Consider the following 24,856-nt stretch of genomic DNA (forward strand, 5'->3'; position numbering starts at 1 on the left):
TTGGAGGAACAATTATGCTAGCAGACTTTTTTCAATATGACTTTTTAAGATACACCTTTTTAACCGGATTGCTGATTGGCGTAATAGCCCCTCTGCTAGGTACATTCATCGTTGTAAGGAGACTCTCCTTAATCGCTGATGCCCTCTCCCATGTAACATTAGCCGGAATCGCTTTTGGATTGATGGCTGAAAAGAAATTTGGATTGATGGTTCCCCCCTTGTATAGTGGGATGCTATTTTCAGTTATTGGGTCTGTATTGATTGAAAAACTCAGATCCGTTTATAAAGCTTATCAGGAAATTGCCATTCCAATTATCTTATCAGCAGGGGTTGGCTTAAGTGTGATTTTTATTTCTATTGCTGACGGTTTTAACACTGAATTATTTAACTATCTATTTGGCTCTGTATCAGCTGTTAGCCAAAATGACTTTTTCATGATTCTTGGCATTTCTATTTTTGTCGTACTTGTTGTCGTTTTCTTTTATAAGGAACTTTTCACCTTGTCATTCGATGAAGAACATGCAACAATTTCAGGGCTGCATGCGAAACGAATTCATTTACTATTTATTGTATTAACAGCACTTGTTATCGCTGCTTCGATCCGAATTGTCGGTGTATTGCTAGTATCTGCACTAATGACATTACCGGTCGCAGCGAGCATGCGACTTGCTAAAGGATTTAAGCAAATGATGTTGTTGTCTATATTATTTGGAGAACTTTCCGTTATCTTAGGACTCATATCCGGGTATTATTTAAGTATACCTCCAGGTGGTACAATCGTAATGATTTCCATCTTTATATTGCTATTGGCCATCGGAATAAAACGACTACAGACGAAACCGAAAAAAGTGAGGGATTCAGTATGAACATAGATGAAGCAATTGACTTATTAAAGGCTAAAGGCTATAAAACAACTGGAAAACGAAAAGATATCCTTGCCTACTTCGGAGAGGCTGACGGTTACCGTACAGCAAAAGATTTGATCAGTTATTTGGAAAAGACCTATGATGGAATCAGTTTTGATACGATCTATCGAAATCTCCATTTATATGATGAAGTGGGAATCCTTGAAGCTACTGAATTAAACGGCGAGAAACACTTTCGTATGAACTGCACCCATCACCATCATCATCATTTTATTTGCAATACGTGCGGGAAAACAAAAGAGATTGAAGTTTGCCCCATGGATGATGTGCAGCAGTCACTTGCCAATTATGCTATAGAGGACCATAAATTTGAAATTTACGGATTATGCCCGTTGTGTAAAGGCGCCTAACCATATGAAACTTTATCTTGCAATAGGTATCGGTGGAATGCTGGGTGCAAGTAGCCGGTACGGGATTTCTTTACTCTTAGATACCAATGATGGATTCCCCTTTTCAACGTTACTAGTGAATTTGATTGGGTGTTTTGTGTTAGCTTACCTATTAAATCATACTATTATTAAACAAAGACTATCACCCCATATATTTACTGCACTGACAACGGGGGTAATTGGCTCTTTTACTACGTTTTCAGCGCTTGCCGTTGAATTTGTTCAATTGCTGGGCTCACATGTAGTTGCGGCTATCAGTTATTTGCTCATTACCTTCGTTGGTGGATTGGTTTTCAGTTATCTTGGGTATCAAGTATCTACCAAAGACGGAAAGCAGGTTGCCAGATGAACGTTTTATTCGTAGCCCTTGGAGGTTTTCTTGGGAGTATTGTCAGATACTCCATCTCTATTAAATTTAATAAACGACTACTTGCTACATGGATTGCCAATGTTACGGGATCCATTTTTTTGGCATTCTTGTTTCATCTCTATATCACTGAGGCAATTTCAGATAACGTTTGGCTTCTGTTTGGTGTCGGATTTTGCGGTGCTTACACCACTTTTTCAACATTTGGTAATGAGACGCTTCAACTACTGATGCAACATAAATACATAGCAGCAATTCTCTATGTTTTCTCTTCTTTCTCCGTATCGATTGGGTTTGTTTTTACAGTTTTCTATCTACTTTAATAATGAATCTCTCCAAATTTTGGTATCTTTCATGTATAATTATTCGAGATACGTTTAAAAGGAGGAAAATTGATGAATAGGAAAAAAGGAATATTCTTTGGTTTTGTTGCAATCATTTCTACCGTATTTATATTATTTATAATCATTATGCAAAATGGTTTTAACAGCAGCCCAACAGTTGCGCAAAAAGACTCTGAACAGATACATAGTAAAGAAGAAACGGACAAAAAAGTCGAAGTAAAAATCGAAGGTGAATCAGATCCAGAAACCGTTGATAAGGGGCAGGAAGAAGATAGCCCAACTCCAAGCAAGGACTCAGAAGTAAAAACCGAATCTACGGAAGAAACTGATCCTAAAGAAGAAGATCAGGTTGAAAACAAACAGGAGCCTGTTACTTACTCCAATAAATTTGTTAGTGTATCTTCCCTTAACGTTCGTCAAGGTCCTGGTGTAAACAGCGAGGTCATTGGTATCGTGAAGATCAATCAGGCAATTCAGGCATCCGATTCTACAACTGAAGATGGCTGGGTCCAAATGAAAGCCAATAACATTTCTGGCTATGTTAATGCCAAATACGTAAGTGATCAAAAGGTCGCTGTCCAGAAGGTGGCTAAGCCTGCATCTACTGTACCAGAGCAGAATAGTACCCAAAACGCAGATACGAATGCAAAAGAAACAAAGCAGGAAAATAGTAAAAAACAAGATGAAAAAGAAACACAGAAAACAGAAAATCCTGCGCCAAAACAAAATGATGCTGATAAATTAAAAACGATAGATGGGAATAATCAATTGATTCTTGTTACTGCCAATGGATATGGAACAAGTTCCGCACGTGTTCAAACTTACGAAAGGACAGCAGAAGGAAATTGGAAGCAACTTCTTGACGTTTCCGGATTTATTGGTAAAAATGGGTTTGCAGATAATAAGGTTGAAGGGGATGGAAAAACTCCAACCGGAAAATATACCATTGGACATGCATTTGGACGCGCAGGAAACCCTGGAATAAAATTATCGTACCGAGCAATTACTCCAGACGATGTATGGGTTGACGATTCTAATTCTAGTCTTTATAACAGTTGGCAGTCAAAAGCAGAGACAAGCGATCAATGGTCCAGCGCTGAAAATATGGATATTGCTTTATATACACACGGTTTTGTAATTAACTACAACACGGCACAAACACCTGGAAAAGGTAGCGCAATTTTCTTCCATATTGCAAATGGATATACGTTAGGCTGTGTTGGAGTGTCTGAGTCAAATGTTGTTTCTATACTGAAATGGCTCGACCCTAAAAAGAATCCGGTTATCATTCAAACTCCTACCAGTGGTCTTGGTAAATACTAACCCGTGAAATATACTCGTGTTTCATGTATACTACTTTTACACATATATGTTTTAGGAGAAGTGAGAAATGGATAGGAAAAAAGGAATTATTTTTGCATTATTACTCATATTAACTGCTGCTTTTATCGTATTTGTGGCAATCATGCAGCATAACTTCGCAAATCCCGAATTTGCTGTTAACGATGCGACAGATTCTGTAAATAAATCAGTTGAAGTGGAGAACGATGCGCAAGAAGCAGTTGACACAGAAACTTCGGAAATAGAAACAGATCGTAAACAAACCGAAACAGAGGATATAACAACTTATTCAAAGCGAATCGTTACTGTAGATTCTCTTCATGTCCGTAGTGGGCCAGGTACAGATTTTGAAATTTCCGGGGTACTCACACTTGATGAGGAAGTTGAAGTTGAAGATGACGGTATTGAATGGGTCAAAATTACAACTGCCGACTTCACAGGATATGTAAACGAAAAATACCTAACTGAAAATGAAGAATGAATAAAAGACAGTACCATCAATCATATTGTTGGCACTGTCTTTATTTACCGTTCGAATTACCCTAATACTTCTTTCATAACTTTGGATTCCTCATGATCCAGCATATTTTTTTGGATGACTTCATTAACCGTTTTATTCATTTGTTTCTCAAGTTCTTTAGATGACGCTGCTTCCCCAACTACAAAAATTTTCTCCCATTTCTTTTCCTTTGCCTGTTTATCTAATTTTGGAGCAATGCTCTTATACCAGCGCTGTTGGTTAGCTTCATAGCGAGCTTCAAAGTTATCTTTTTGTAAATTGGTGGATCCCATACCAGTCGCGGAATTTCCCTTACGAGGACCTTGCATCACACGCCATGTCTCTTCTTCCACATCCAGTTCATAGGAAAGAGTGTCTTCAAGTTGATTCAAGTAGGATTCAATAACTTTTATCTCGTTTTGCTGTACGAGGATAATGCCTGTTTTCGGATACGTATCCTTAAGCTTTCTAAACTGATTCAACTCCGGGGTCTCCTGCCAATAAAATTCATTTTCAAGCCTCATTTGAACCATATCTGCATACCATACTACTTCATCGGCAGTCGCAAATACAATGATTCCCTTTAACTGCTGTTGTTCATTTTCCTTCATATATTTTTCAACATTTTTCTTCACGAGTTGAAAGTTTTTTAGTTCTTCTTTATCATTTGCTTCTTCTAAATATTTTTCAAAATTACGCATACCATTTTTAAAGTGGATTTTCCATTCTCCACCCTGTTGATCTGGATCAGCAGGGTCTGTATTTAAGTACATGGTGAACACTTTATTGTTTCCTTCCATACGTACATTCTCTAACTCTTTCAGTTTTTTATTTATGTCGATACCCATTATAGGTGACCTCCTTAAAAGAATTTGTATTAGTCCTTTATCCTATATTTGGAAGTAGTAAACATAATCTTTTACTCTATAAACTTACATTGAGCTGCATCGGAATGAATCCTCCATATAAATCCTGCCCCTTTTATACAAGTGCCTATAGAAAAAAAGCATCCCTTTTATAGGAATGCTTTTGGTTACTATACTTTTACAATTTTAATACGCTTAATCTGGTAACCATCTTTTTCATCGAGGATAAATTCATGTCCATCAAATTCCATCGTAGCACCTGCTTCGGCATCAAGGTTATTTGTAAAGAACCACCCGCCGATCGTGTCTACTTCATCATCTTCCAAATATGTGCCTAAGCGTTGATTGACTTCATCGAGATTTAACTTTCCTGAAACAAGAATGGTATTTTCATCAATTTCTTCAATATCCGGAATTTCATCCTCATCAAATTCATCACGAATATCACCAACAATCTCCTCCAGGATGTCTTCAACCGTAACGAGACCTGCAGTTCCGCCATATTCATCATTAACAATTGCCATATGAATCCGCTCTTTTTGCATTTTGAGCAAGAGCTGCTTAATTGGGGTTGCTTCGGATACGTGAATAATCGGTCGGATAAAGCTTTCTATGGTGTTTGGTTTTTCATCATCATACTGACCTGTAAATATTTCCTTTAAATTAATCAAACCTATTATATTATCTTTATCTTCATCAGCAACTGGATACCTCGTAAACTGACCATCACGAATGATCTCGATATTCGCTTCAAAGCTATCTTCTTTTGCAAGATAAACCATTTCAGTACGAGGAACCATTATTTCCCTTGCTACACGTTCATCAAAGTCAAAAATATTATTTACATACATCATTTCTGATTGATTGATTTCACCACTCTTATAACTATCTGCAAGAATTAAACGCAATTCTTCTTCACTATGTGAGGCTTCATGGCCACTCATAGGTTGTAACCCTACAGAACGTGACAAGAGTCGTGCTGAACCGTTTAAGAACCAGATAAATGGGAAGAGCAGTCGATAAAATAAGATAAGAGGGCGTGCTACGAACAGTGTAACTTGCTCTGCTTTTTGAATAGCTAATGTCTTCGGTGCAAGTTCTCCTACAACCACATGCAGGAACGTTGCAAATGCGAGTGAGATAGCAATCGAAAGCGTTGTAACAATTGCGCCACTGATATTAAATGCCCCGATAATCGGATGTAGCACTCTCTCAAATGTTGGTTCTGCTAAACGCCCAATTCCAAGAGCTGTGATTGTAATCCCAAGTTGACACGCAGACAAATATTCATCCAAATGGGTCACGACTTGTTTAGCATAAACCGCTGACTTCTTTCCATTTTCAATATGTGGTTCTAGTTGTGTACTCCGCACTTTTACAATTGCAAACTCCGCCATTACGAAGAAAGCTGTAAACGCGATTAGAACAGCAACTGCAAGTAAACCTAATATGGTATCTATGTCCAATTAATATCCTTGTGCCAACGACACAAGGATTTCACCTCCTGATTTTCTAAAAATTAAGTATTTTAAATAGAGTTTCCGTCCGCTGGTGATTCAACATATGAGGTAATAAAACATTTACTGAGTCATTGCTGAATCCGCTATATTGTTTTACCTTCCCACCCGAATCACCCACTTTCCTAATTTGATTATAATATATATAAAAATGGGAGTCTATATTTAATGAAATTTTTCTAAAAATTACTTAAATGGGGATTGTATATGAATAAAAAACAAGCAGCTAATAGATGGAACTATTAGCTGCTTGATGGGTTACTTCTTACCTTTGAAATCCTTCTTGATTAGCTTCATGAAAGATACCACCATTAACAGTAATATAATTGTAAATGGCAGGGCTGAGGTTAATGAAGCCGTTTGTAATGCCTCTAGACCACCAGCTATCAACAATACGACTGCAATCGCTGTGATTAAGAAGCCCCAGATCATCTTCGTAATTAATGCGGGATTCAGTGAACCCTTGGATGTCATACTTCCTAAAATATACGTAGCTGAGTCCGCTGAAGTAACCAAAAATGTAAATATCAGTAAAATCGAGATTAGCGATAAGATATCCGTTAAAGGCAAGACACCAAATGTTTCGAACAATGCTACGGTAACATCTTCATTTACCGCTTCTGCTATTTCTGTTCCATTAAATAAATCGCTATGCAATGCTGTTCCGCCAAATGTTGCGATCCATAGACAAGCAATTGCTGGTGGAACAATCAGAACACCAAAGACGAATTCCCGAATGGTTCTACCTCTAGAAACACGAGCAACAAATGCACCTACAAATGGGGACCATGCAATTGCCCACGCCCAGTAGAAAATCGTCCATTCCTGTACCCAAGTACCACCCTCATATGGGGTTAATCGTAAACTGTACTGAATGAAATTCGTTATGTAATCACCCGTTGCAAGTACAAGCGTTTCTAATATAAACACTGTAGGTCCAGCGAAAAATACAAAGACTAAGAGGAGAAGAGCCAATCCCAAATTTAAATTACTCAACCATTTGATCCCTTTATTTAAGCCAGTGCTGGAAGATAGCAGGTAGGCAACAAGCATCACCCCTGCAATTGCAATTTGAACCCACATTGAATTAGGTACATCAGCTACTGCATTCAGACCACCATTCAACTGTAAAATACCGAGCCCAAGTGATGTTGCCACACCCATTACAGTTGCAATTACTGCTAACGAATCTATCGTATTTGCTACTCCCTTGTTTTTTCCAACTACAGGTTCAATTGCAATGGAAATTAATCCTTTTTCATTCTTTCTAAACTGCAAATATGCAATAATTAATCCTACAATGGCAAAAACCGACCATTGACTTATGCCCCAGTGGAAAAATGAATATCCCATTGCCTCACGTGCAGCTTCGGGGGTTTGTGCTTGCAAATGATCAAATGGAGTGGCGAAATAATGACTCATCGGTTCTGCTACTCCCCAAAAAACGATGGATATCCCAAATCCTGCAGAAAAAAGCATTCCTATCCAAGTAAAAAATGGGAATTCGGGTCGTGAATCTGGTGGGCCAAGGCGAACTTTTCCGTATTTACTAATCGAGATTCCAAATAAAAATAACGTAATAATGAATACAGCTATTAGGTAAAACCAACCAAAGTTAGTCGTCGTAAAGTCGAATAAACTCCCTGCAACATTACCGAATGTCTTTGGCGCCACTGCACCAATGATTACTAAAATCAAAACAATAATTGCTGAAACGAAAAATACTGGGTTAAAATATGCTCTTTTCTTCATAACAATTCCTCTCGTATGTACACAGTTTATTATGTTGCTTTAATATGTATAGATTATTTAACTGATTACCTATTACCTTAATTGTATATGAGTAAACCTCTTTTTTAAAACGATTTGTATTTCAAGTTCTTTTTTTCTTATAATTTACGTTTAACACATTTCTATTCTCTATTACCTTATCTAATCATAATTTTCCCCAAACAAAAAACCCACCCGATAAGAGTGGATTTTCTATTCATCTATTATTTCACACTGCGTACATGACCAGAGAAATGATCTGCCCAATACCCACTGGACATATCTGCTACAGCGAGACCGGTTGAATTTTGTGCACCGATAAATTTACCGCCGCCAAGATAAATACCAACATGTCCATTTGTTTTATATGTGTTGAAAAATACAATGTCACCTGGTTGCATATTGCTTGCTGAAACTTTAGTACCTGTTCCTGCCAATCCAGAAGTACTTGATGGGATGGAAATGCCTGCCTGTGCAAATGCCCACGAAACAAATCCTGAACAATCAAATCCGCTTGGAGTTTTACCACCCCATACATAAGGCGTTCCTAAGTAGGAGAAGCCGGCATTCATTGCCGTACTAATATTTCCGGATCCTGCGTTCGTACGGGTGCTAGTCTCCTTACTTAACGTTGTAAGATCACTGGAGTCATCTGTATTCACCGATGCACTTGCAACAGCTACATCTGGTGCAGGTTCAAGAGCAGCTCTTAAACTCGCATCAACATCTTTCTCCAAGGACGCAAACCTGGCGTCTTCTATTTGAAGTTCCTCTTGCATTGCCAATAATTCAGTTTCTTTATTTTTCAGTTCTTCTTTTTTACTTTCATTCTCAGCTTTTTGGTCTTTGATTAGTGCAACAATACCATTTAATTCAAGTTCTGTATCTTTTAATTCATCTAGTTTGGCTAGAACAGCAGTCTGTTTTTCTTCTACTGCATTTTTATCTTCTTCCTGACTTTTCATTAAGGCACTATCTGATTCTGTTATTTTATTTACCGCTGAAACTCGGCTAATAAATTCATTGAAACTCTTTGAGCCAAAAATAACTTCTAAATAGCTTATTTCTCCTCCACTTTGCTGGTAGGATACAGCACGTTCCTTAAGAATATCATAACGCTTTTCTATTGTTTCTTCCAAAGCCGCTATTTCTTCTTCAAGTAGTGCTACTTCATTTTCTTTTTCTGAAATATGTACTTTCGTATCATCCAATTGTTTCTGGTTTTGTTCTAAAGCATTCGTTACTTTATCGATTTCTTTATTTAAATCCTCCAGATCGATTAGCACATCTGCAATCTGACCTTCAGCTTCTGATAAATTTGCTTTTAACGCTTCCCGTTGTTCCTGAATCTCAGTTTGTTTATTTTCTAATTCCTGGACGGATTCCGCCTGGGTAGTTACAGTGAATAAAGTACTACCTAAACCAACCACAGCTACAGTAGTTAATGTCATTAATGTCTTTTTCAACTTTCATTTCCCCGCTTCCATTAGCACAACGCAAAGCTCTCTATGTATGTAGGTAATTTTGTCTCGAATTTGCAGTTATGTAAATAGTTTAATAGTTTTATATTTCTTCTAGGCAATATGTAGTATAGCATCCTAAAATGTCACAGACATTATGAAAATGTTACAGTTATATTTCAATTATGACATTAAACCCCTTTTTTCATTAAAAAAGTGTCTATCCATTCGTCATGGATAGACACTTACTTTGTAATATTGTCTTATCTTGTAAACTGTTCCGCTTCCGTAGACCCTTTGAGAGCAGTAGTTGAAGAAGTTCCCCCGGAAATTGCTTGTGCTACTTCATCAAAATATCCTGTACCCACTTCCCGCTGATGACGTGTTGCACTATAACCATATTGTTCACTGTCAAATTCAGCCTGTTGAAGTTCAGAATATGCTGCCATTCCTTCATCTTTATACTTGCGTGCTAGTTCAAACATACTGTGGTTGAGTGCATGGAACCCAGCCAATGTTACAAATTGGAATTTATAGCCCATCTTACCCAGTTCTTTTTGGAAACTAGCAATTTCTTCTTCTTTCAGTTTACGTTTCCAGTTAAATGATGGCGAACAATTATAGGCAAGTAATTTATTCGGATATTGCTCATGAATGGCATCTGCAAATTTTTGTGCCTCTTCCATATTCGGTTCAGATGTTTCACACCAGATTAAATCGCAATAAGGTGCATATGCCAAGCCTCTTGCAATTGCTTGATCGATTCCAGATTTTGTTTTATAAAATCCTTCAGACGTACGCTCTCCTGTTAGGAATGGTTCATCATATGGATCGATATCATTTGTAATCATATCAGCTGCATTTGCGTCCGTTCTGGCAATAATTACTGTTGGTGTACCCATTACATCTGCAGCAAAACGTGCGGCTATTAAATTTTTAATCGCATTTTGCGTAGGTAGTAGTACTTTTCCACCAAGATGACCACATTTTTTCTCCGAAGAAAGCTGATCCTCAAAATGTACTGCTGATGCTCCCGATTCAATCATCGACTTCATTAGTTCAAAAACATTTAGCTGCCCACCGAATCCAGCTTCTGCATCTGCGATAATCGGTGCAAACCAATCAATTTCTTCATTGCCTTCTGAATAATGGACCTGGTCGGCACGCTGCAACGCCTGGTTAATCCGTTTTACCACATTTGGTACACTGTTCACTGGATACAAGCTTTGGTCTGGATACATCTGTCCTGCCGTGTTAGCGTCTGCAGCTACTTGCCACCCACTTAAGTAAATTGCTTTTAGTCCAGCTTTCACTTGTTGAACTGCCTGATTTCCTGTTAATGCCCCTAATGCATTCACATAGCTTTCCGTATTTATTAAATTCCACAGCTTTTTAGATCCTCTTTCAGCAAGTGTATATTCTATGTCAATCGACCCACGCAAACGGATTACTTCCTCAGCACTGTATGAACGTTCCACTCCTATCCAGCGTAAATCATTTTCCCATTCATTTTTTAACTGTTCTACACGATTTTCAGTTGACATTATTTATTTCCCCCTTTAATTAATTGGCCGTAAGCCGGTAGTGTTAAAAATTCAGTAAAGTGATCCTGTTTAATAAGGTCTTCAAAAAGTGTTGCTGCCTCTCTGTAATGACCTTCTTCATAAAATTCTGTTCCTACTTGGGTTTTAATCTTCTTCAATTCTTCTTCCATTATTGCTTCCACAAGCTCTATCGTTACGTCTCTACGATCTGACAGTACCCCTTTTGGATGTCTAATCCATTGCCATATTTGTGCTCTTGAAATCTCCGCTGTAGCCGCGTCCTCCATCAAATTATTTATTGGCACCGAACCTCTGCCGGAAAGCCATGCAGCAGTATACTGAATACCTACATTAATGTTTGTTCGCAGGCCTTCTTCTGTAATATTTCCTGCTGGCACTTCTACAAGGTCTTCGGCAGTTACTTCAACATCTTCACGCTTATTGGAAATTTGGTTAGGTTCAGGCATCCCTTTATCGAAAATATCTTTTACAATCTGTACCATTCCAGGATGTGCTACCCATGTTCCATCATGGCCATTATTCACTTCCCTTTCTTTATCGGCACGTACTTTATCAAACGCCGCTTTATTAGCTGCCTCGTCATTTTTTACAGGAATTTGCGCTGCCATCCCCCCAATAGCCGGAGCATTTCGTTTATGACACGTCTTGATTGCCAGCAACGAGTACGAACTCATAAACGGTACAGCCATCGTTACCTTAGATCTGTCAGGCAAAATGACATCTGTATCATTCTGGAATTTTTTAATAAAGCTAAAGATATAGTCCCATCTACCACAGTTAAGCCCGGCTGAATGCTCACGTAATTCGTATAATATTTCATCCATTTCAAATGCTGCTGTTATTGTCTCAATCAATACAGTTGCTTTAATGGTACCCTGTGGAATTCCAAGTTCGTTTTGGGAAAAAATAAAGACGTCATTCCATAATCTAGCTTCCAAATGATTTTCCAGCTTAGGTAGATAGAAATATGGACCTGACCCTCCTGCAATAAGTTCTTTCGCATTATGATAAAAATAAAGACCAAAATCTACGAAACTCGCACTAATTGATTTTCCATTAATCTGGATATGCTTTTCTTTCAGATGCCAACCGCGTGGCCGGACAATTAAAACAGCAGTTTGATCCTTTAGAGCATACTTTTTTCCATTGGATGCTTTGAAGTCTATTTTTCTTCTAATTGCATCCTGCAAATTTAGCTGACCGTCCATGACATTTTCCCATGTAGGCGAAGTTGCATCTTCAAAATCGGCCATAAATGTTTTTGCTCCAGAATTCAGAGCATTGATAATCATCTTTCGGTCAACAGGTCCAGTAATTTCCACTCTGCGATCCTTCAAATCTTTCGGAATACGATCAATCGTCCAATTCCCTTCTCTAACATGCTTGGTTTCTTCCAGAAAATTCAATGGTTTCCCATCATTTAGTTTCTGTTGAATTTGTTTCCTCATTTCAAGCAATTTTTTGCGACGTTCATCAAAATTATGATGAAGTTTCTCCAAGAACTCCAATGCTTCAGGGGTAAGAAGTTCTTCATACTTTTTTTCGCTTTCGATCTTTACCGTTTCACTTTTCAAAAACATCCGGAAAATCACTTCCAATCTGTTATACTATAATATAATTAAAATATAATTGTTATATAACATGAGATACAAAAAAATTTAATCATCCTTTTTAGATAAACAGTAATCACATTCCAGTGTATAGCTCTTGGAGTCCACTTCTTTTCCGCATTCCGGACAAGATACGTCTTCATATCTTTTCATATTATTTCCTCCTCTCTTTTATATAACAGTTGTTATATTATTTCTTCTGTTACAAAACAGTTTATGCTATCCTTTTTAAAATTGCAACCCTTTTATTTAAATTAATTGAATTTTTTTTCAGATAGTAAGAGAATAGGTTAATATCATAGGCTTTACTAGTTAATTTTGGGAATAGAGGTTTTATAAGTGAAAAAGTATATGATCGGTAGCAGAGTTGTAAAAACTGGAGTAGCTGTTTTCCTGACTGCTTTTATATGTGAATGGATCGGTTGGCCCCCTGTGTTTGCAGTAATTACAGCTATTGTTACAGTGGAACCGACAGTTTCTGCTTCTATCCAAAAAGGAATTGTTCGTTTTCCTGCATCAGCAATAGGCTCGGCCTTTGCTGTACTATTTATATCTCTTTTTGGAAATTCACCGCTTACGTACGCGCTAGCAACTGTGTTTACAATCGCTGTCTGTTTTAGATTAAAGCTACGAGACGGTTTACTCGTTGCTACATTGACTGCTGTTGCAATGATTGATGTCACACATAGTAATCTTTTAATCGCTTTTTTTACAAGGTTAGGGACTACCACAATCGGACTTTGCGTTTCAACTATCGTAAACATGTTTATTCTGCCTCCGGATTACAGAAATCATATATCTAAAAACGTGAAAGATATTAAACATCAAACCGGATTACAAATTGAAAAATTATTTGAAGTTATTTTAAAAGATAAACACGAAAGTACATCCTCTATGCTGAACGAATTGAAAAGACTAGATCAAAACATTATTCAAACGGAAATGTTAATTCGCTTTCAAAAAGACGAAGTTAAATATCATCCATTGTTGGAAACAGAGAAGGAAGAATTTGAGCAATTACAAAGTCAGTTGAATAATTTGAGACTCATTCATTACCATTTAAGTAATCTAATACACAATCCGATTATCAATCTATCTTGGACTGATAGCGAGAGGAACATCATCTTAACTGCAGTCAGGGCACTCGTACAAAGTTTGCAGGATGAAACTTCCTATAATTTTGAAGTTCATGCAAACCGCCTTAAGGAAATAACAGCTATATTTTGGGAAGACAATGAGGAAATTACAAAGAATAATGAAATACATCCTACGAACTTTCCACCCGAATTAATCATTTTATATGAGTTGGTATCTATTTATGATCTGGTTGACCACTTCTATACCAACTAAAAAAGGAAGAGCCTGTATATCCGAGGCTCTTCCTCTATGTGACGAGATTATTTTGAAATGCGTAAATGACTGCCTGTGTCCGATCCTGGACTTGAAGTTTCCCTAAAATATTACTTACATGCACTTTTACTGTTTTCAAGGCAATAAATAAGTCATTCGCAATTTCCTGATTTGTTTTCCCTTTTGCGATTAACAACAGAATTTCTTTCTCTCGTTCTGTCAGCTGATCATGTAGATGATCTTCCGGTTTATTGCGCATACGAGTCATTATTTTTCCGGTTACTTCAGGTTCCAAGATGGATTGGCCACCATGGGTTGCCCGAATTGCTTTTGCGATTTCACTTGCCTTTGAAGTTTTTAACATATAACTTGTCGCTCCCGCTTCCAGAGCAGGGTATACCTTCTCATCATCTAAAAAACTAGTCACAATTATAATTTTTGCCTCGGGCCACTGCTCGATGATTTTTCTTGTTGCTTCAATTCCATCCATTTCCTTCATAACAAGATCCATTAGAATAATATCCGGTTTCAATTCTAAAGCGAGCTGTACTGCAGGAGCACCATCATCCGCTTCTGCAATAACATCGATATCAGGCTGTGCGGAAAGATATGCCGATACTCCAATCCGAACCATCTCATGATCATCTGCAAACAATACGTTAATCATTCAAGAATTCCTCCTTCTTCAGGACCGGGACTTTAACTTCCAATTGCGTTCCCTCATTTGGCAAGCTGACAATTTTGAACGTTCCCCCTACTTCATATGCGCGTTCCCGCATATTCTGCATACCATAAGAACTTGTTTTTTCTTTTTTCATATCAAAACCGATTCCATTATCAGCCACACGTAAAATAATTGTTTCATCCCGTTCTATTAATAAGATATTCAATGTGGTTGCTTTGGCATGCCTTAATGTGTTGGAAATCGATTCCTGTAAAATACGGAACAATTGATCCTCCACCCCTTTATCAACGGAAAATGCCTCGACCTTTGTTTCAATCTCCATCGGGACCTTTTGGGTAAGTTCCAATAAAAGTTCTTCTACACCTTCCTGAAGAGACTTCCCTTTTAATGCGACAGGTCTAAGATGTAAGAGTAATGCACGCATTTCCGCTTGAGATTGGTGTATCATTTTCTCAACCATCGTAAGCTGTTGTTTGAGAGTTGCGTCTTCTAGTGGATTGTTTTCATTTATCGCTGACATCAACATGGAAGCAGCAAATAATTGCTGACTCACCGAATCATGAAGCTCCCGAGCCAAGCGATTACGTTCCTGTATAACAATCTCCTGCAGACTTTTCTCCCGTTCGTGAGCCCTTTCTGTAGCTAGACGTTGGGCATGTTCCGCCTGATTTCTTAATTTTTCCTGTAATTGATCAATCCGTAACTGTATGCTTGTGAGTTCTTTATAGGCTTCTTCCTCCTGTGATACCTTTTGCCCTTTCACCATCTGATCAAGCTTGCGTTCTACCAAATGCAGCCGCTGTTTCCAATACCATCCGATAGAAATCCCTGTAATTGTACCTACTGAAATCGCAATCCCAATAATCCACACCAGATAGGAAACATTTCCGAAACCTTCATTCCAAATATCAGACCAATTTGATGGTGGGAAGAAGAAAAAAGTCACCCCTACCACGAGTAAAGTAAATAATATACAAAATAAAACGGAAGTAAGTATATGACGTATAACTGTATTCATATCCGCTTCACCTCAATATCACCCGAGAATAAAGAGGTAATGATTTTCACGCGCTGCTGAGATGTATCGTAATTGGCTGTTTGATAGAAAAGCGATTTGTTCATTAATTGCATATGATGGTTTCCTAAAATATGCCCTCGTCCAAAGATGGAACTGTGATGTATACTAACTTCAACCTCATAAGGCACATAGATTACTATATTTCCTACAAGATGGCGAATCGAGATGACAGCTGTATCTTTTGGAAGAACTGTATTACTCAGATCGATTACACGGTCACCAAAGGCACCATGTATATTAATATCCTTCCATTGATAGGCAGTATCATCCGTTATTTGATTATCAAAAAGTGTAGACTTAAATAATGCATCTAATTCAATGACCGTTTCTTCTCTTACTTCACCACCGGGAAGAATTGGTTCATCATGTTCCGTTTCCTTTTTTGATTTGGAATAATTCATGATAAATAAAACGACTGCAGCAATAATCAAAAACCGGACTGCCAGTAAATTTAATACAGCAAAAACGAGACTGATTAAAGATATCCAGAACAGAATTTTTCCCCATAATCGATTGAAATGTTTCCAACCGATATACATAAATAAAGCGGAGAACAGAGCTGGAATAATCGTTCCCCCGTAAAAGAAAGCTATCTCAAAAATAAAGAGGATCACCCCAATGATCAAAATCCAGTTGAAATAATCGGTCGATAAAAACTTGAACATATTGGTGATCCTCCTTTCTATGTAGTAAGATGTACAAGCTCAAATAGTGCAAGCCTGTACATTATATCATGATTTATTCTTTTTCTAAATGGGTTGCTTTTGCATTAATTTGTTTGTTCATTCAGCTCTTTTTCAAGCTTTGCAATTTTACTGTCGAATGTACTTTTGTAATAGGAGTTGTTTACTTTGTATTCCAGATTCTCAATATATTGCTCCATCTCAGCGAATCTTGAAAATGGCTTTTCCGATGTTTCTTCAACTACTCGATTGATTTGATGATTTGCTTTAGCAATATTTTCACGTCCCATCAATTCCATACGACGTAAATGCATGTCTTTTAATCTATGTTTCATATCCTCATATTTTTGTTCGAGTGTTTCAAGCTGCTCAAGTGCTTCCTCACGGGAGGCTTTCATGCGATCTGAACGAACCTGATATTCTTCATGTTCTTTTACCGCAAACTCATGCATTGCTACTTCTCCAGCCTTTTCCGCAATTGCTGCTTGTTTCAAGCGTCTGTCAGCAAGATCCTGTGCTTTCAAATATTCTCTTGAAAATTCCTCTTTTAATTTGTATTGACGGTCAATCAGTTTTCTTACCTTTTCTTTTTCTTGTTCGCTTTGACGTAGATACTGATTTAAAGCTGCGATTGGATTTTTTTGTTCCTTTTTATCCAGCATTGTATGAAGATCTGCTGATATTGAATCTTTCATTCGAGTGAAAATATTTGTTGACATATCAATCTCTCCTTTTATTTTAATGCTCTTTTCGTTATATTTGGTACTTTTAAAGAATGCAAAATTTATATACTGTGACTAATATAAGTAACTTCGGCTACCGCTCTGGAAAATATACTTCGCTTTCCGCGGGCGGCTGGTGAGCCCCCTCGTGCCAAAGCACTTCGTAGTCTCACCGATGCCTTTCCTCCCGCAGGAGTCTACGTATATTTCCCAGAGCTGCTGTGGTGTCAATAGTGGAATGATAGTAAACACTCTATTGATTAGAGAAAGCAACAAAATCTTTTAGGAATAGCTATTTTTATTATCTATTTAATTCTGCCCACTGACGTTCAAAATTGGTAAATGGGTCATCGTCTTCTATAACAGAAACTACAGAGCTTTCTTCTTCCTCGTTCCAGTTTTTATAAATGTGGTAAAGCACATATGCTGCAGCAATACCAATCACAGCAAACATGTTTGAAAAAGTAATACTTAACACGAGTAATCCAACAAGCGCCCAGCCAACTTTACCTACCGTTGAATCGCTTTTGACAAATTTCTTAAAAACGATGTATAGTAACCAAATACTCAGCGCAAGCAGTGCCATCGGACCAATATTGGCCAACAAAATAAACACTGCAACAAGCCCGAACGTAAACAACATAAATTTCTTCATTCCTATTTCCTCCTTTCTTTATCCTGATTTAATCTTACCGAGAATGAAGCTCTCCGGTAATGAGCCTCAGATATATTTTGAACTAAGCCCTCAGGCGTATTCGGTGCCTGTCACTCCCCGGTTTTTGTCATAATCTGTCGGAAAGAGACATAGAAAAAGGAAGTAAGGTTAGCCAAAGTGGCATCCTTACTTCCTTTTATTTCGAATATACCAGATAATAATTGCTACAATAATAATAAAAATCAATAGATAAACAATATAGGAATATACATCCATAAATCCCAAAATATCTTCCCAGTTTTCTCCCAAGATGACACCAATCGAAATAAGAATCATATTCCAAGCAAGCGTTCCGATTGTAGTAAAAAACAGAAATAATGAGAATTTCATATTAGACATCCCAGCAGGAATAGAAATCAGACTACGAACGAGAGGGATCATCCGACAAAAGAGTACCGTCCAGTACCCATACTTATCAAACCACGCATCTGCCTTATGAATGTCTACTTTTTTAATCTTGACTATATGGCCAAAACGTTCGACAATTTTTTCCAATCGTTCCACATCTACCAGCAGTCCAATACAATACAAAATCATAGCACCGATGACAGAACCTAGAGTTGCAGTAACCACTATACCGATTACTGTCAAATCTGTATAGGTAGTAAGAAACCCACCGAATGGAAGTACTATTTCCGATGGAATTGGTGGAAACACATTTTCCAAAGTCATCATTAGGAAAACTCCTAAGTAGCCAAATTGTTCCATTATGTCAGTAACCCAACTTTGCATGATAACCTCCGATTTCCAGAAAAGCTAAAAAAGATTTTTCATTCTTCTATTCACTTAATCTAAATTCATCAGCCAACAACTGAAATGATTTTCTTCGGGCTTCATAGCTATGTGTGATTGTCACAATCATAAATTCATCCGTACCATATTCCTGTTGTAGTTCTTCCAGCTTATTTCTAACCGTTGCAGGGTCACCAATAATCTGATTATCATTCATATTTTGTATCATTTGCAAATCGTCAACAGAATAAGGATATTCGGTTGCTTCTTTGACGGAAGGCACACCATTTTTCCCTTCTCCCTTCGATTGGAGTACTCGCAAAAGTATATTGCTTTTAGCAAGTTTCCGAGCTTCTTCATTTGTTTCTGCACAAATGACGGAGACAGCAACAAAAGCTTCCGGATTTGTAGAATGATGATCATAATAACTTTTCATTATCTCTGCGCCATTCTCATGACTCATAAAATGTCCATATACATACGGCATTCCTTTTCCAGCAGCCAACTTGGCACTCTTTCCACTTGTTCCGAGAAGCCATGGAACAGGTGCAGACTCTGGAATTGGGGTGGCTGTAACTTTGGAAAACATATGATTCTCTGGAAAATCATGTTGAAGGAAATGCCTTAGCTCGTCTATCAATTCCGGCATTTTACGTACTTTTTCCAGGAAGTTACCTGCTAGTGCAATGGAAGCCTCAGCAGATCCACCAGGTGCCCTTCCTAAGCCAATATCAATTCTACCAGGGAACAACGTAGCCAATACATTATATCTCTCTGCAATATTATATGGTTTATAATTAGGCAAGAGAACAGCACCAGACCCTAAACGGATTTTGTCTGTTTTAGAACCGATTATTCCTAACAAAATATCCGGGGCGGGACTCGATAATCCATCCAGATCATGATGCTCTGCAACCCAATAGCGGGTGTAGCCTAATTCATCAGCGAACTGCGCCAGTTCAATAGTCGCTTCCAAAGCCTCTCTGGTAGAACTCCCTTTTGTAACCGGTGCCTGATCCAAAATACTAAGCTTCATCCTTATTCCCTTCCTTCTTCATATCATCCACGATTTTCTCAGCAGCTCTACGATAATAATTACTCATGCTTGAAAAAGTTGCTACAAGCAAAACTTGTTCCAAATACACTTCATCATCGGCATGATTATTATCAAGTTCTTTCACTTCATTATTTATATCTTTCCAATGCTCATCGACATCATTCTTGAACATAGCGCTGTTTTTATCCATTAAATCTAGGTAACTATGATACAAACGCTGTAGATTGAAGTTCTCATCTGTTATTTTTGAATTCAATTGATCAAGTGCCATCTTTACATCCTTAATTGACAATGCACTTTTCATTTGATAAATCATACTGATTAATATCAAATGCTCCTTGGAATATTTTTTATTTTTTATAGGAAAAAAAAGCTTTCCCTTTGCGTAATTGTTAATCATTGTTTTGGTTAATACCTTTTCATCATCATTTCGCTTAGATGCTGCAAATTTATTTTCAAATAGCTGAATAACCTGATCCATATATAGATCAAGGTTAGGTATATCCTCCAATGATAATTGGTTTTCCAAGTTCAGTGATTCTATTAGTTCCTTTTTATTTTTCATCGTTTAAGCTCCATTTATAAAGGTTACTTTACATTATATGTGATGCCAACATCAAAGTAAAATATTGACTACATATCGAAATAGTACTATTATGTACATATAGTTTTAAAAACTACATAACAAAATAAGGATGTGTAATTATTGAATAAGTATATTCGCGAACCAATGAATGGTTTTACACATTTATTTGGAGCAATCATGGCAGTTATTGGGCTGGTGGCTCTGATTATAAAAGCTTCTGAAACTACAGACAGTACACTGGCAGTCACAGCTGTTGTTATATTCGGAGTAAGTATGATACTATTATATTCTGCTTCTGCGACTTATCATATGGTGATAGCAAAAGATAGTGTAATTGCATTTTTACGAAAAATTGACCATTCCATGATATTCGTGTTGATTGCGGGAACATACATACCTTTTTGCCTTATTACCTTAAATGGCGTTACAGGGTGGGTTCTAAGCGGAGTTATCAGTGGACTTGCAATAGCTGGAGTCATTTTCAAATTGGTTTGGTTTCATTCTCCACGGTGGCTGTCTACTGCACTTTACGTACTAATGGGCTGGATTGTCGTTTTCTTCAGTGGATCATTATCCCCCGAACTTGGATCAAGTGGGATGTTTTTTTTAATCGTAGGAGGTCTGTTTTATACAGTGGGAGCGCTTATCTATTGGCTGAAACCTAACTTTTTATCATCGAAATACTTTGGATTTCATGAAATCTTCCACATATTTATTTTATTTGGCAGTTTATGCCACTTTGTCTGTATTTACGTATATGTATTATAGAAAAACGAGCTCACCAATTTGGTAAGCTCGTTTTCATTTAATAGGATACTATATTGGACTTTATATAATAGTAAAGCAAATTCTCAGTATGGATTAATGATGACTCATGCGTTCTTTCAAATGCATGGGAAGAATCAATTCCAGGACCAACTAAACCATGAATGATGTCGTGACCAGCACGAATTGCTGCTGATGCATCTGAACCATAGTATGGATAAATATCCAGTTTATAACCAATATCATTTGACTCCGCGATATTAACGAGATGTTTACGCAAACCATAATGATACGGACCGCTGGAATCTTTTACACAAATGGAAACCGTGTATTCATCTGTTGATTGACCATCACCCATCGCTCCCATATCTACTGCCAGATACTCTACTGTTTCCGAAGTAATATTCGAATTTCCTCCGTAACCAATTTCCTCATTATTTGAAATAAGAAAATGGGTCGTGTATGGCAAGGTAATATTCTCTTCTTTAACTCGTTTAATCAGTTGCATCAAAATCCCAACACTTGCTTTATCATCCAAATGCCGTGATTTGATAAAACCATTCGCTGTTTCTTGTATTCTTGGATCAAAGGAAACAAAATCACCAACTTCAATACCTAATGCCCGAATATCCTCAGCACTTGCAACTTTTGCATCGATACGTACTTCCATATTCGTTTGGTCTCTTTTTGCATCGCCTGCATCCTTGTATACATGTACCGATGTTTGATGCATCAAAATGGTTCCTGTATACACATCGCCTGTGGAAGTATGAATTTCACAATATTCTCCTTCAATGGAGTTATAACGGAAACCACCAATCAAATCAATACGTAGACGGCCATTGCCTTTGACTTCTTTAACCATTGCCCCCAACGTATCAACATGAGCCGTCAGCATTCTGTGTTCAGAATCATTTTTACCAGGTAGTGTTGCAATTAATCCACCCTTGCGATTACGTTTCGTTTCCACATTCAAATCGCGTAAGAAATTTTCAACGTATTGAATCACTTTAAATGTATTTCCGGATGGACTAGGAATTGACACTAATTGTTTAATACGTTCTTTTGTTTCACTCACATTTGGATATGTAGTCATGAAGACTGCCCCTTTCAAATAATCCTATTAATAATAGTAACGCGAAATAGACAAGATGAACAGTAGGAATGATCTAGATAAGATCTTAAAAGTCAAAATTCAGATAAAAATTATTTCTTGTTTCTGCAACGATTCTTTAGTAATCTTAATAGGCATCTACCATTATTGGAGGGAATAATATGAAAAAAATGATAGCACTAACCTTTATCTTCTTATTTATACTAACGAATCAGACATTTGCACATACTGGACTGGAAAGTTCAAATCCGGAAAATGGAAGCACCGTCAATGAAACATTAACTGACATTACACTATCCTTTGAAACTACTATCGAACAGGCAAGTACATTTGAATTACAAAATGGAACTGGAGAAACCATTTCAGTGAATGATATTACTATTTCTGACAATATAATGGAAGGTACCTTAACCGAGCCATTGGAAAATGATCAATATACCGTCTTGTGGAACATTATCGGTGTAGATGGACATCCAATCCAAGGAGAATTTTCTTTTACTGTGGATACTCCTGTAAATGAGTCTATATCTGAGGAGGAAAAAGAGCCCGCAGATAGTGAAAATTCCGGAGATGCTACTAATCAATCAGATTCAATGGAAACAATAGAAACAGATACTGAATCAGCTGATGTACAAGCAACGGAAGGCTCTAATACATTAATGATTGTAATTATCGTTGTACTCGTTGTCGTCGTGGCGGCTATTATCTGGTTGAGGAGAAAAAATAAATAATGTTTTTTCTCTCTATAATCAGTGAAACACTTCTTTATATCTGTTTCGCGTTGTTGATTGCAACGTATATTTTCTCTTTAGTTCCAAATAATCGAAAACCTAATTTGATTGTTCCAACGAATGTTTTACTTTTTGCAATTGCAGGAATTGCATTGTCTTCTTTTATGCCCGTTTTGCAGCTCGTGTTATATTTATATGAAGATTATGGATTAGGATCAGCATTTGAATCTGTATTACTGACATTTAAAGTTGGAAATGCATGGGTATATACCTTTATTCTTTCAATAATTTTAGGATTGTTCATTACACTAACAGATGGACGAAAGCATAAAGCCTATTCATTGGCTGGGCTGACTATTGTATTCTTACTAGTTATTGGTGTTGCCTTGTCAAGTCATGCCAGTTCAATTAGTCCTATAGCAGGGTTTGCAATCCATATGATGCATTTTCTGGCTGTAACGGTATGGGTCGGACTTTTATTTGTCGTAAGCTGGTTTTCAAAAAATACTGCTAACTGGATGAATTTTCTGAAATGGTTCCATGTGACAGCACTTAGTTGTTTTATCCTTACCATTATATCCGGACTCCTTCTGATGAATGTTACGAATGAATGGAATAGCTATACGGATGCTTGGATGGTCTCCTATGGACAAAGTCTGCTCATTAAACATTTATTGATTATTCCACTCATAGGCTATGCCTTAATTAATGGGATTTTGCTGAAAAAAAGATTGAAACAACAGTCAGATTTCGATCCACGACCATGGACAAAGATTGAGTTTTTAGTAGTTTTATTGATATTCGCAGTTACTGGAGCCATGAGCCAGCAGTCACCGCCAACCAATCTGGAAAGCCTTATCAGCTATGAAGGAATTTCATCTTTATTCACATTGTTTTATAACGGACCGGTTCATCCGGAATTAGGTGTCGAATTGATGTGGAACGGATCCAGTATTTTATTCGGTGTATTGGCTATTATATTTTTAGGTATAAGCATTGCCTCTTTTTCAGAAAAAATGTCACCAGCCTTTTCGTTCATTATGTCTTTATTTGTTGTTATTTGCGGGTATTTGGCTTTCATGCAGAGCGTTCAAGTTATAAATTGATAGCACTCCCTTTCTTCTCTGTGGGATTTAGTGATTTTAATAATTCGTTTACCTAATTACCTAATAATACATTTATACAAAGGTTTCATAGGCTATTGAATAAAGCGTATGTTCTCCACTAGAAGACATACGCTTTATTCATAAGTAAATTATAACTTATCATCCATTCGGTCTACCCATTTACGCAACAGTTGATAGTACTGTGGTAAATTTGCAAAAATTTCTATAGCTAATTCTTCATTATACGTATGAACGGTTAAATTACGATGATTTACCATATGTAACCCGAGAGTTGTTTCATCATCCGATAATAGATTCACTTCTCGAGAAGAACGTATCACGCCTTTCGGTGAACCTATATCAACACCCTCAATATCATATAAAAATTGTTTAGCCGCTTTCCAGCAAGCTTCAAAACTGAATTCGAATCTCTGTATCGCTGCATCTCTTTCAATAGCAGAAGGTTTTTCTATTGTTACTAATTCACGTAAAGTACTTAAGGCTCTATTTGCGCTTTGGAGTCTTTCTTGTAATCTTTCCATAAAATACCCTCCCTTTTTACTTTCATAATTAAATCAGAATTAGTATTTTGTAAATCAACTAAATCCACATGATAAGGTATCGTTGACTCATCTATCTTATCACGCAATTCTACCCATTTTTTAATAGAAATTTTCTTTTGCGAATCAAAAGCCACATCTATATCGGATGTTCTTTTTTCTTCATTGCGAGCCCATGATCCAAAAAGATAAATATTCACAGGGACATCTTGCATCGTTTCAAGAACTAAATCTTTAACCATTAATAACATCTGGTCTCTTTTTGAGATGTTCGATTTCATTTTACTCCCCCTGTTAGACTTTTTCATAGTATACCAT

The 24,856-nt window shown here is 37.2% G+C and carries 27 protein-coding genes; 10 read left to right on the plus strand and 17 right to left on the minus strand.

The annotated features are described in order from the left end of the window. Positions 1-14 precede the first annotated feature (14 nt). The 6 genes from ACFOUV_RS08105 to ACFOUV_RS08130 all read left to right on the plus strand — a co-directional run bounded on the left by ACFOUV_RS08105 (position 15) and on the right by ACFOUV_RS08130 (position 3,848). Entirely contained in the window at positions 15-866 is an 852-nt protein-coding gene (locus tag ACFOUV_RS08105) for a metal ABC transporter permease (protein ID WP_379496252.1), read from the plus strand. Continuing rightward, the gene (locus ACFOUV_RS08110; protein WP_379496253.1) at positions 863-1,276 is read left to right on the plus strand and encodes a Fur family transcriptional regulator; all 414 of its coding nucleotides are present in this window, start codon (positions 863-865) and stop codon (positions 1,274-1,276) included. Before ACFOUV_RS08105 ends, ACFOUV_RS08110 begins: the two co-directional genes overlap by 4 nt. 4 nt (positions 1,277-1,280) lie before the next feature. Beyond that, positions 1,281-1,664 carry a fluoride efflux transporter FluC gene (locus tag ACFOUV_RS08115; RefSeq protein ID WP_379496254.1) on the plus strand — a complete coding sequence of 128 codons (384 nt, stop codon included), beginning with the start codon at positions 1,281-1,283 and terminating at the stop codon, positions 1,662-1,664. Continuing rightward, on the plus strand, positions 1,661-2,005 hold the full coding sequence (gene crcB / locus ACFOUV_RS08120) for a fluoride efflux transporter CrcB (protein WP_379496255.1): 345 nt from the start codon (positions 1,661-1,663) through the stop codon (positions 2,003-2,005). The genes ACFOUV_RS08115 and crcB overlap by 4 nt, the downstream gene beginning before the upstream one ends. A 72-nt stretch (positions 2,006-2,077) precedes the next feature. Further along, a complete protein-coding gene (locus ACFOUV_RS08125; RefSeq protein ID WP_379496256.1) occupies positions 2,078-3,349 on the plus strand; it encodes a L,D-transpeptidase family protein in 1,272 nt (423 codons plus the stop codon). A 67-nt stretch (positions 3,350-3,416) separates the two neighbouring features. Then, complete coding sequence (locus ACFOUV_RS08130) at positions 3,417-3,848, plus strand: SH3 domain-containing protein (protein WP_379496257.1); 432 nt, start codon at positions 3,417-3,419, stop codon at positions 3,846-3,848. 56 nt (positions 3,849-3,904) lie between these two features. On the opposite strand, the gene ACFOUV_RS08135 is transcribed toward ACFOUV_RS08130, so the two are convergent. The 6 genes from ACFOUV_RS08135 to aceB form a co-directional block, all read right to left on the minus strand. Beyond that, entirely contained in the window at positions 3,905-4,708 is an 804-nt protein-coding gene (locus ACFOUV_RS08135) for a VLRF1 family aeRF1-type release factor (RefSeq protein ID WP_379496589.1), read from the minus strand. Between the two features lie 194 nt (positions 4,709-4,902). Further along, a complete protein-coding gene (locus ACFOUV_RS08140; protein WP_379496258.1) occupies positions 4,903-6,198 on the minus strand; it encodes a hemolysin family protein in 1,296 nt (431 codons plus the stop codon). Positions 6,199-6,507: 309 nt separating this feature from the next. After that, positions 6,508-8,001 carry a BCCT family transporter gene (locus tag ACFOUV_RS08145; RefSeq protein ID WP_379496259.1) on the minus strand — a complete coding sequence of 498 codons (1,494 nt, stop codon included), beginning with the start codon at positions 7,999-8,001 and terminating at the stop codon, positions 6,508-6,510. Positions 8,002-8,243: 242 nt separating this feature from the next. Beyond that, complete coding sequence (locus ACFOUV_RS08150) at positions 8,244-9,485, minus strand: C40 family peptidase (RefSeq protein WP_379496260.1); 1,242 nt, start codon at positions 9,483-9,485, stop codon at positions 8,244-8,246. Positions 9,486-9,742: 257 nt separating this feature from the next. After that, positions 9,743-11,023: an isocitrate lyase gene (aceA, locus tag ACFOUV_RS08155; protein WP_379496261.1), complete on the minus strand. Its 1,281-nt coding sequence runs from the start codon at positions 11,021-11,023 to the stop codon at positions 9,743-9,745. Then, on the minus strand, positions 11,023-12,624 hold the full coding sequence (gene aceB / locus ACFOUV_RS08160) for a malate synthase A (protein ID WP_379496262.1): 1,602 nt from the start codon (positions 12,622-12,624) through the stop codon (positions 11,023-11,025). Before aceB ends, aceA begins: the two co-directional genes overlap by 1 nt. Before the next feature lie 369 nt (positions 12,625-12,993). Between aceB and ACFOUV_RS08165 the strand changes: the two genes are divergently transcribed. Beyond that, positions 12,994-14,004, plus strand: coding sequence for an FUSC family protein (locus tag ACFOUV_RS08165; protein ID WP_379496263.1), 1,011 nt, complete (start codon positions 12,994-12,996; stop codon positions 14,002-14,004). Positions 14,005-14,038: 34 nt separating this feature from the next. Here the strand turns inward: ACFOUV_RS08165 and ACFOUV_RS08170 are convergent, their stop codons facing one another. From ACFOUV_RS08170 to ACFOUV_RS08205, 8 genes are all read right to left on the minus strand, one after another. Further along, complete coding sequence (locus ACFOUV_RS08170; protein ID WP_379496264.1) at positions 14,039-14,671, minus strand: response regulator; 633 nt, start codon at positions 14,669-14,671, stop codon at positions 14,039-14,041. Then, positions 14,664-15,707, minus strand: coding sequence for a sensor histidine kinase (locus ACFOUV_RS08175; protein ID WP_379496265.1), 1,044 nt, complete (start codon positions 15,705-15,707; stop codon positions 14,664-14,666). Before ACFOUV_RS08175 ends, ACFOUV_RS08170 begins: the two co-directional genes overlap by 8 nt. Beyond that, the gene (gene liaF / locus ACFOUV_RS08180; RefSeq protein WP_379496266.1) at positions 15,704-16,432 is read right to left on the minus strand and encodes a cell wall-active antibiotics response protein LiaF; all 729 of its coding nucleotides are present in this window, start codon (positions 16,430-16,432) and stop codon (positions 15,704-15,706) included. The genes ACFOUV_RS08175 and liaF overlap by 4 nt, the downstream gene beginning before the upstream one ends. A gap of 104 nt (positions 16,433-16,536) precedes the next feature. Then, on the minus strand, positions 16,537-17,169 hold the full coding sequence (locus ACFOUV_RS08185; RefSeq protein ID WP_379496267.1) for a PspA/IM30 family protein: 633 nt from the start codon (positions 17,167-17,169) through the stop codon (positions 16,537-16,539). A 304-nt stretch (positions 17,170-17,473) separates the two neighbouring features. Beyond that, positions 17,474-17,827 (minus strand): lmo0954 family membrane protein, encoded by a 354-nt coding sequence (locus ACFOUV_RS08190; protein WP_379496268.1) that lies wholly within the window; start codon positions 17,825-17,827, stop codon positions 17,474-17,476. Positions 17,828-18,013: 186 nt separating this feature from the next. After that, a complete protein-coding gene (locus ACFOUV_RS08195) occupies positions 18,014-18,619 on the minus strand; it encodes a DedA family protein (RefSeq protein ID WP_379496269.1) in 606 nt (201 codons plus the stop codon). A gap of 46 nt (positions 18,620-18,665) precedes the next feature. Further along, the gene (locus ACFOUV_RS08200; protein WP_379496270.1) at positions 18,666-19,655 is read right to left on the minus strand and encodes an LLM class flavin-dependent oxidoreductase; all 990 of its coding nucleotides are present in this window, start codon (positions 19,653-19,655) and stop codon (positions 18,666-18,668) included. After that, a complete protein-coding gene (locus ACFOUV_RS08205) occupies positions 19,645-20,241 on the minus strand; it encodes a DUF1836 domain-containing protein (protein ID WP_379496271.1) in 597 nt (198 codons plus the stop codon). Before ACFOUV_RS08205 ends, ACFOUV_RS08200 begins: the two co-directional genes overlap by 11 nt. 141 nt (positions 20,242-20,382) lie before the next feature. Here ACFOUV_RS08205 and trhA point away from each other — a divergent pair, with 141 nt between their 5' ends. Next, positions 20,383-21,030 (plus strand): PAQR family membrane homeostasis protein TrhA, encoded by a 648-nt coding sequence (trhA, locus tag ACFOUV_RS08210; RefSeq protein WP_379496272.1) that lies wholly within the window; start codon positions 20,383-20,385, stop codon positions 21,028-21,030. 37 nt (positions 21,031-21,067) lie between these two features. Here trhA and ACFOUV_RS08215 read toward each other — a convergent pair whose 3' ends face one another. Next, the gene (locus tag ACFOUV_RS08215) at positions 21,068-22,123 is read right to left on the minus strand and encodes a M42 family metallopeptidase (protein WP_379496273.1); all 1,056 of its coding nucleotides are present in this window, start codon (positions 22,121-22,123) and stop codon (positions 21,068-21,070) included. 179 nt (positions 22,124-22,302) lie between these two features. Between ACFOUV_RS08215 and ACFOUV_RS08220 the strand changes: the two genes are divergently transcribed. Next, positions 22,303-22,872 carry a copper resistance CopC family protein gene (locus ACFOUV_RS08220; protein WP_379496274.1) on the plus strand — a complete coding sequence of 190 codons (570 nt, stop codon included), beginning with the start codon at positions 22,303-22,305 and terminating at the stop codon, positions 22,870-22,872. Beyond that, positions 22,872-23,978, plus strand: coding sequence for a copper resistance D family protein (locus ACFOUV_RS08225; protein ID WP_379496275.1), 1,107 nt, complete (start codon positions 22,872-22,874; stop codon positions 23,976-23,978). Before ACFOUV_RS08220 ends, ACFOUV_RS08225 begins: the two co-directional genes overlap by 1 nt. A 149-nt stretch (positions 23,979-24,127) precedes the next feature. Here the strand turns inward: ACFOUV_RS08225 and ACFOUV_RS08230 are convergent, their stop codons facing one another. Both ACFOUV_RS08230 and ACFOUV_RS08235 read right to left on the minus strand, forming a co-directional pair. Further along, on the minus strand, positions 24,128-24,520 hold the full coding sequence (locus ACFOUV_RS08230; RefSeq protein WP_379496276.1) for an HI0074 family nucleotidyltransferase substrate-binding subunit: 393 nt from the start codon (positions 24,518-24,520) through the stop codon (positions 24,128-24,130). Next, positions 24,475-24,819 carry a nucleotidyltransferase family protein gene (locus ACFOUV_RS08235; protein ID WP_379496277.1) on the minus strand — a complete coding sequence of 115 codons (345 nt, stop codon included), beginning with the start codon at positions 24,817-24,819 and terminating at the stop codon, positions 24,475-24,477. The genes ACFOUV_RS08230 and ACFOUV_RS08235 overlap by 46 nt, the downstream gene beginning before the upstream one ends. Positions 24,820-24,856 lie beyond the last annotated feature (37 nt).

The organism is Oceanobacillus longus (assembly GCF_042650085.1).
GTDB classification, from domain to species: domain Bacteria; phylum Bacillota; class Bacilli; order Bacillales; family Amphibacillaceae; genus Oceanobacillus; species Oceanobacillus longus.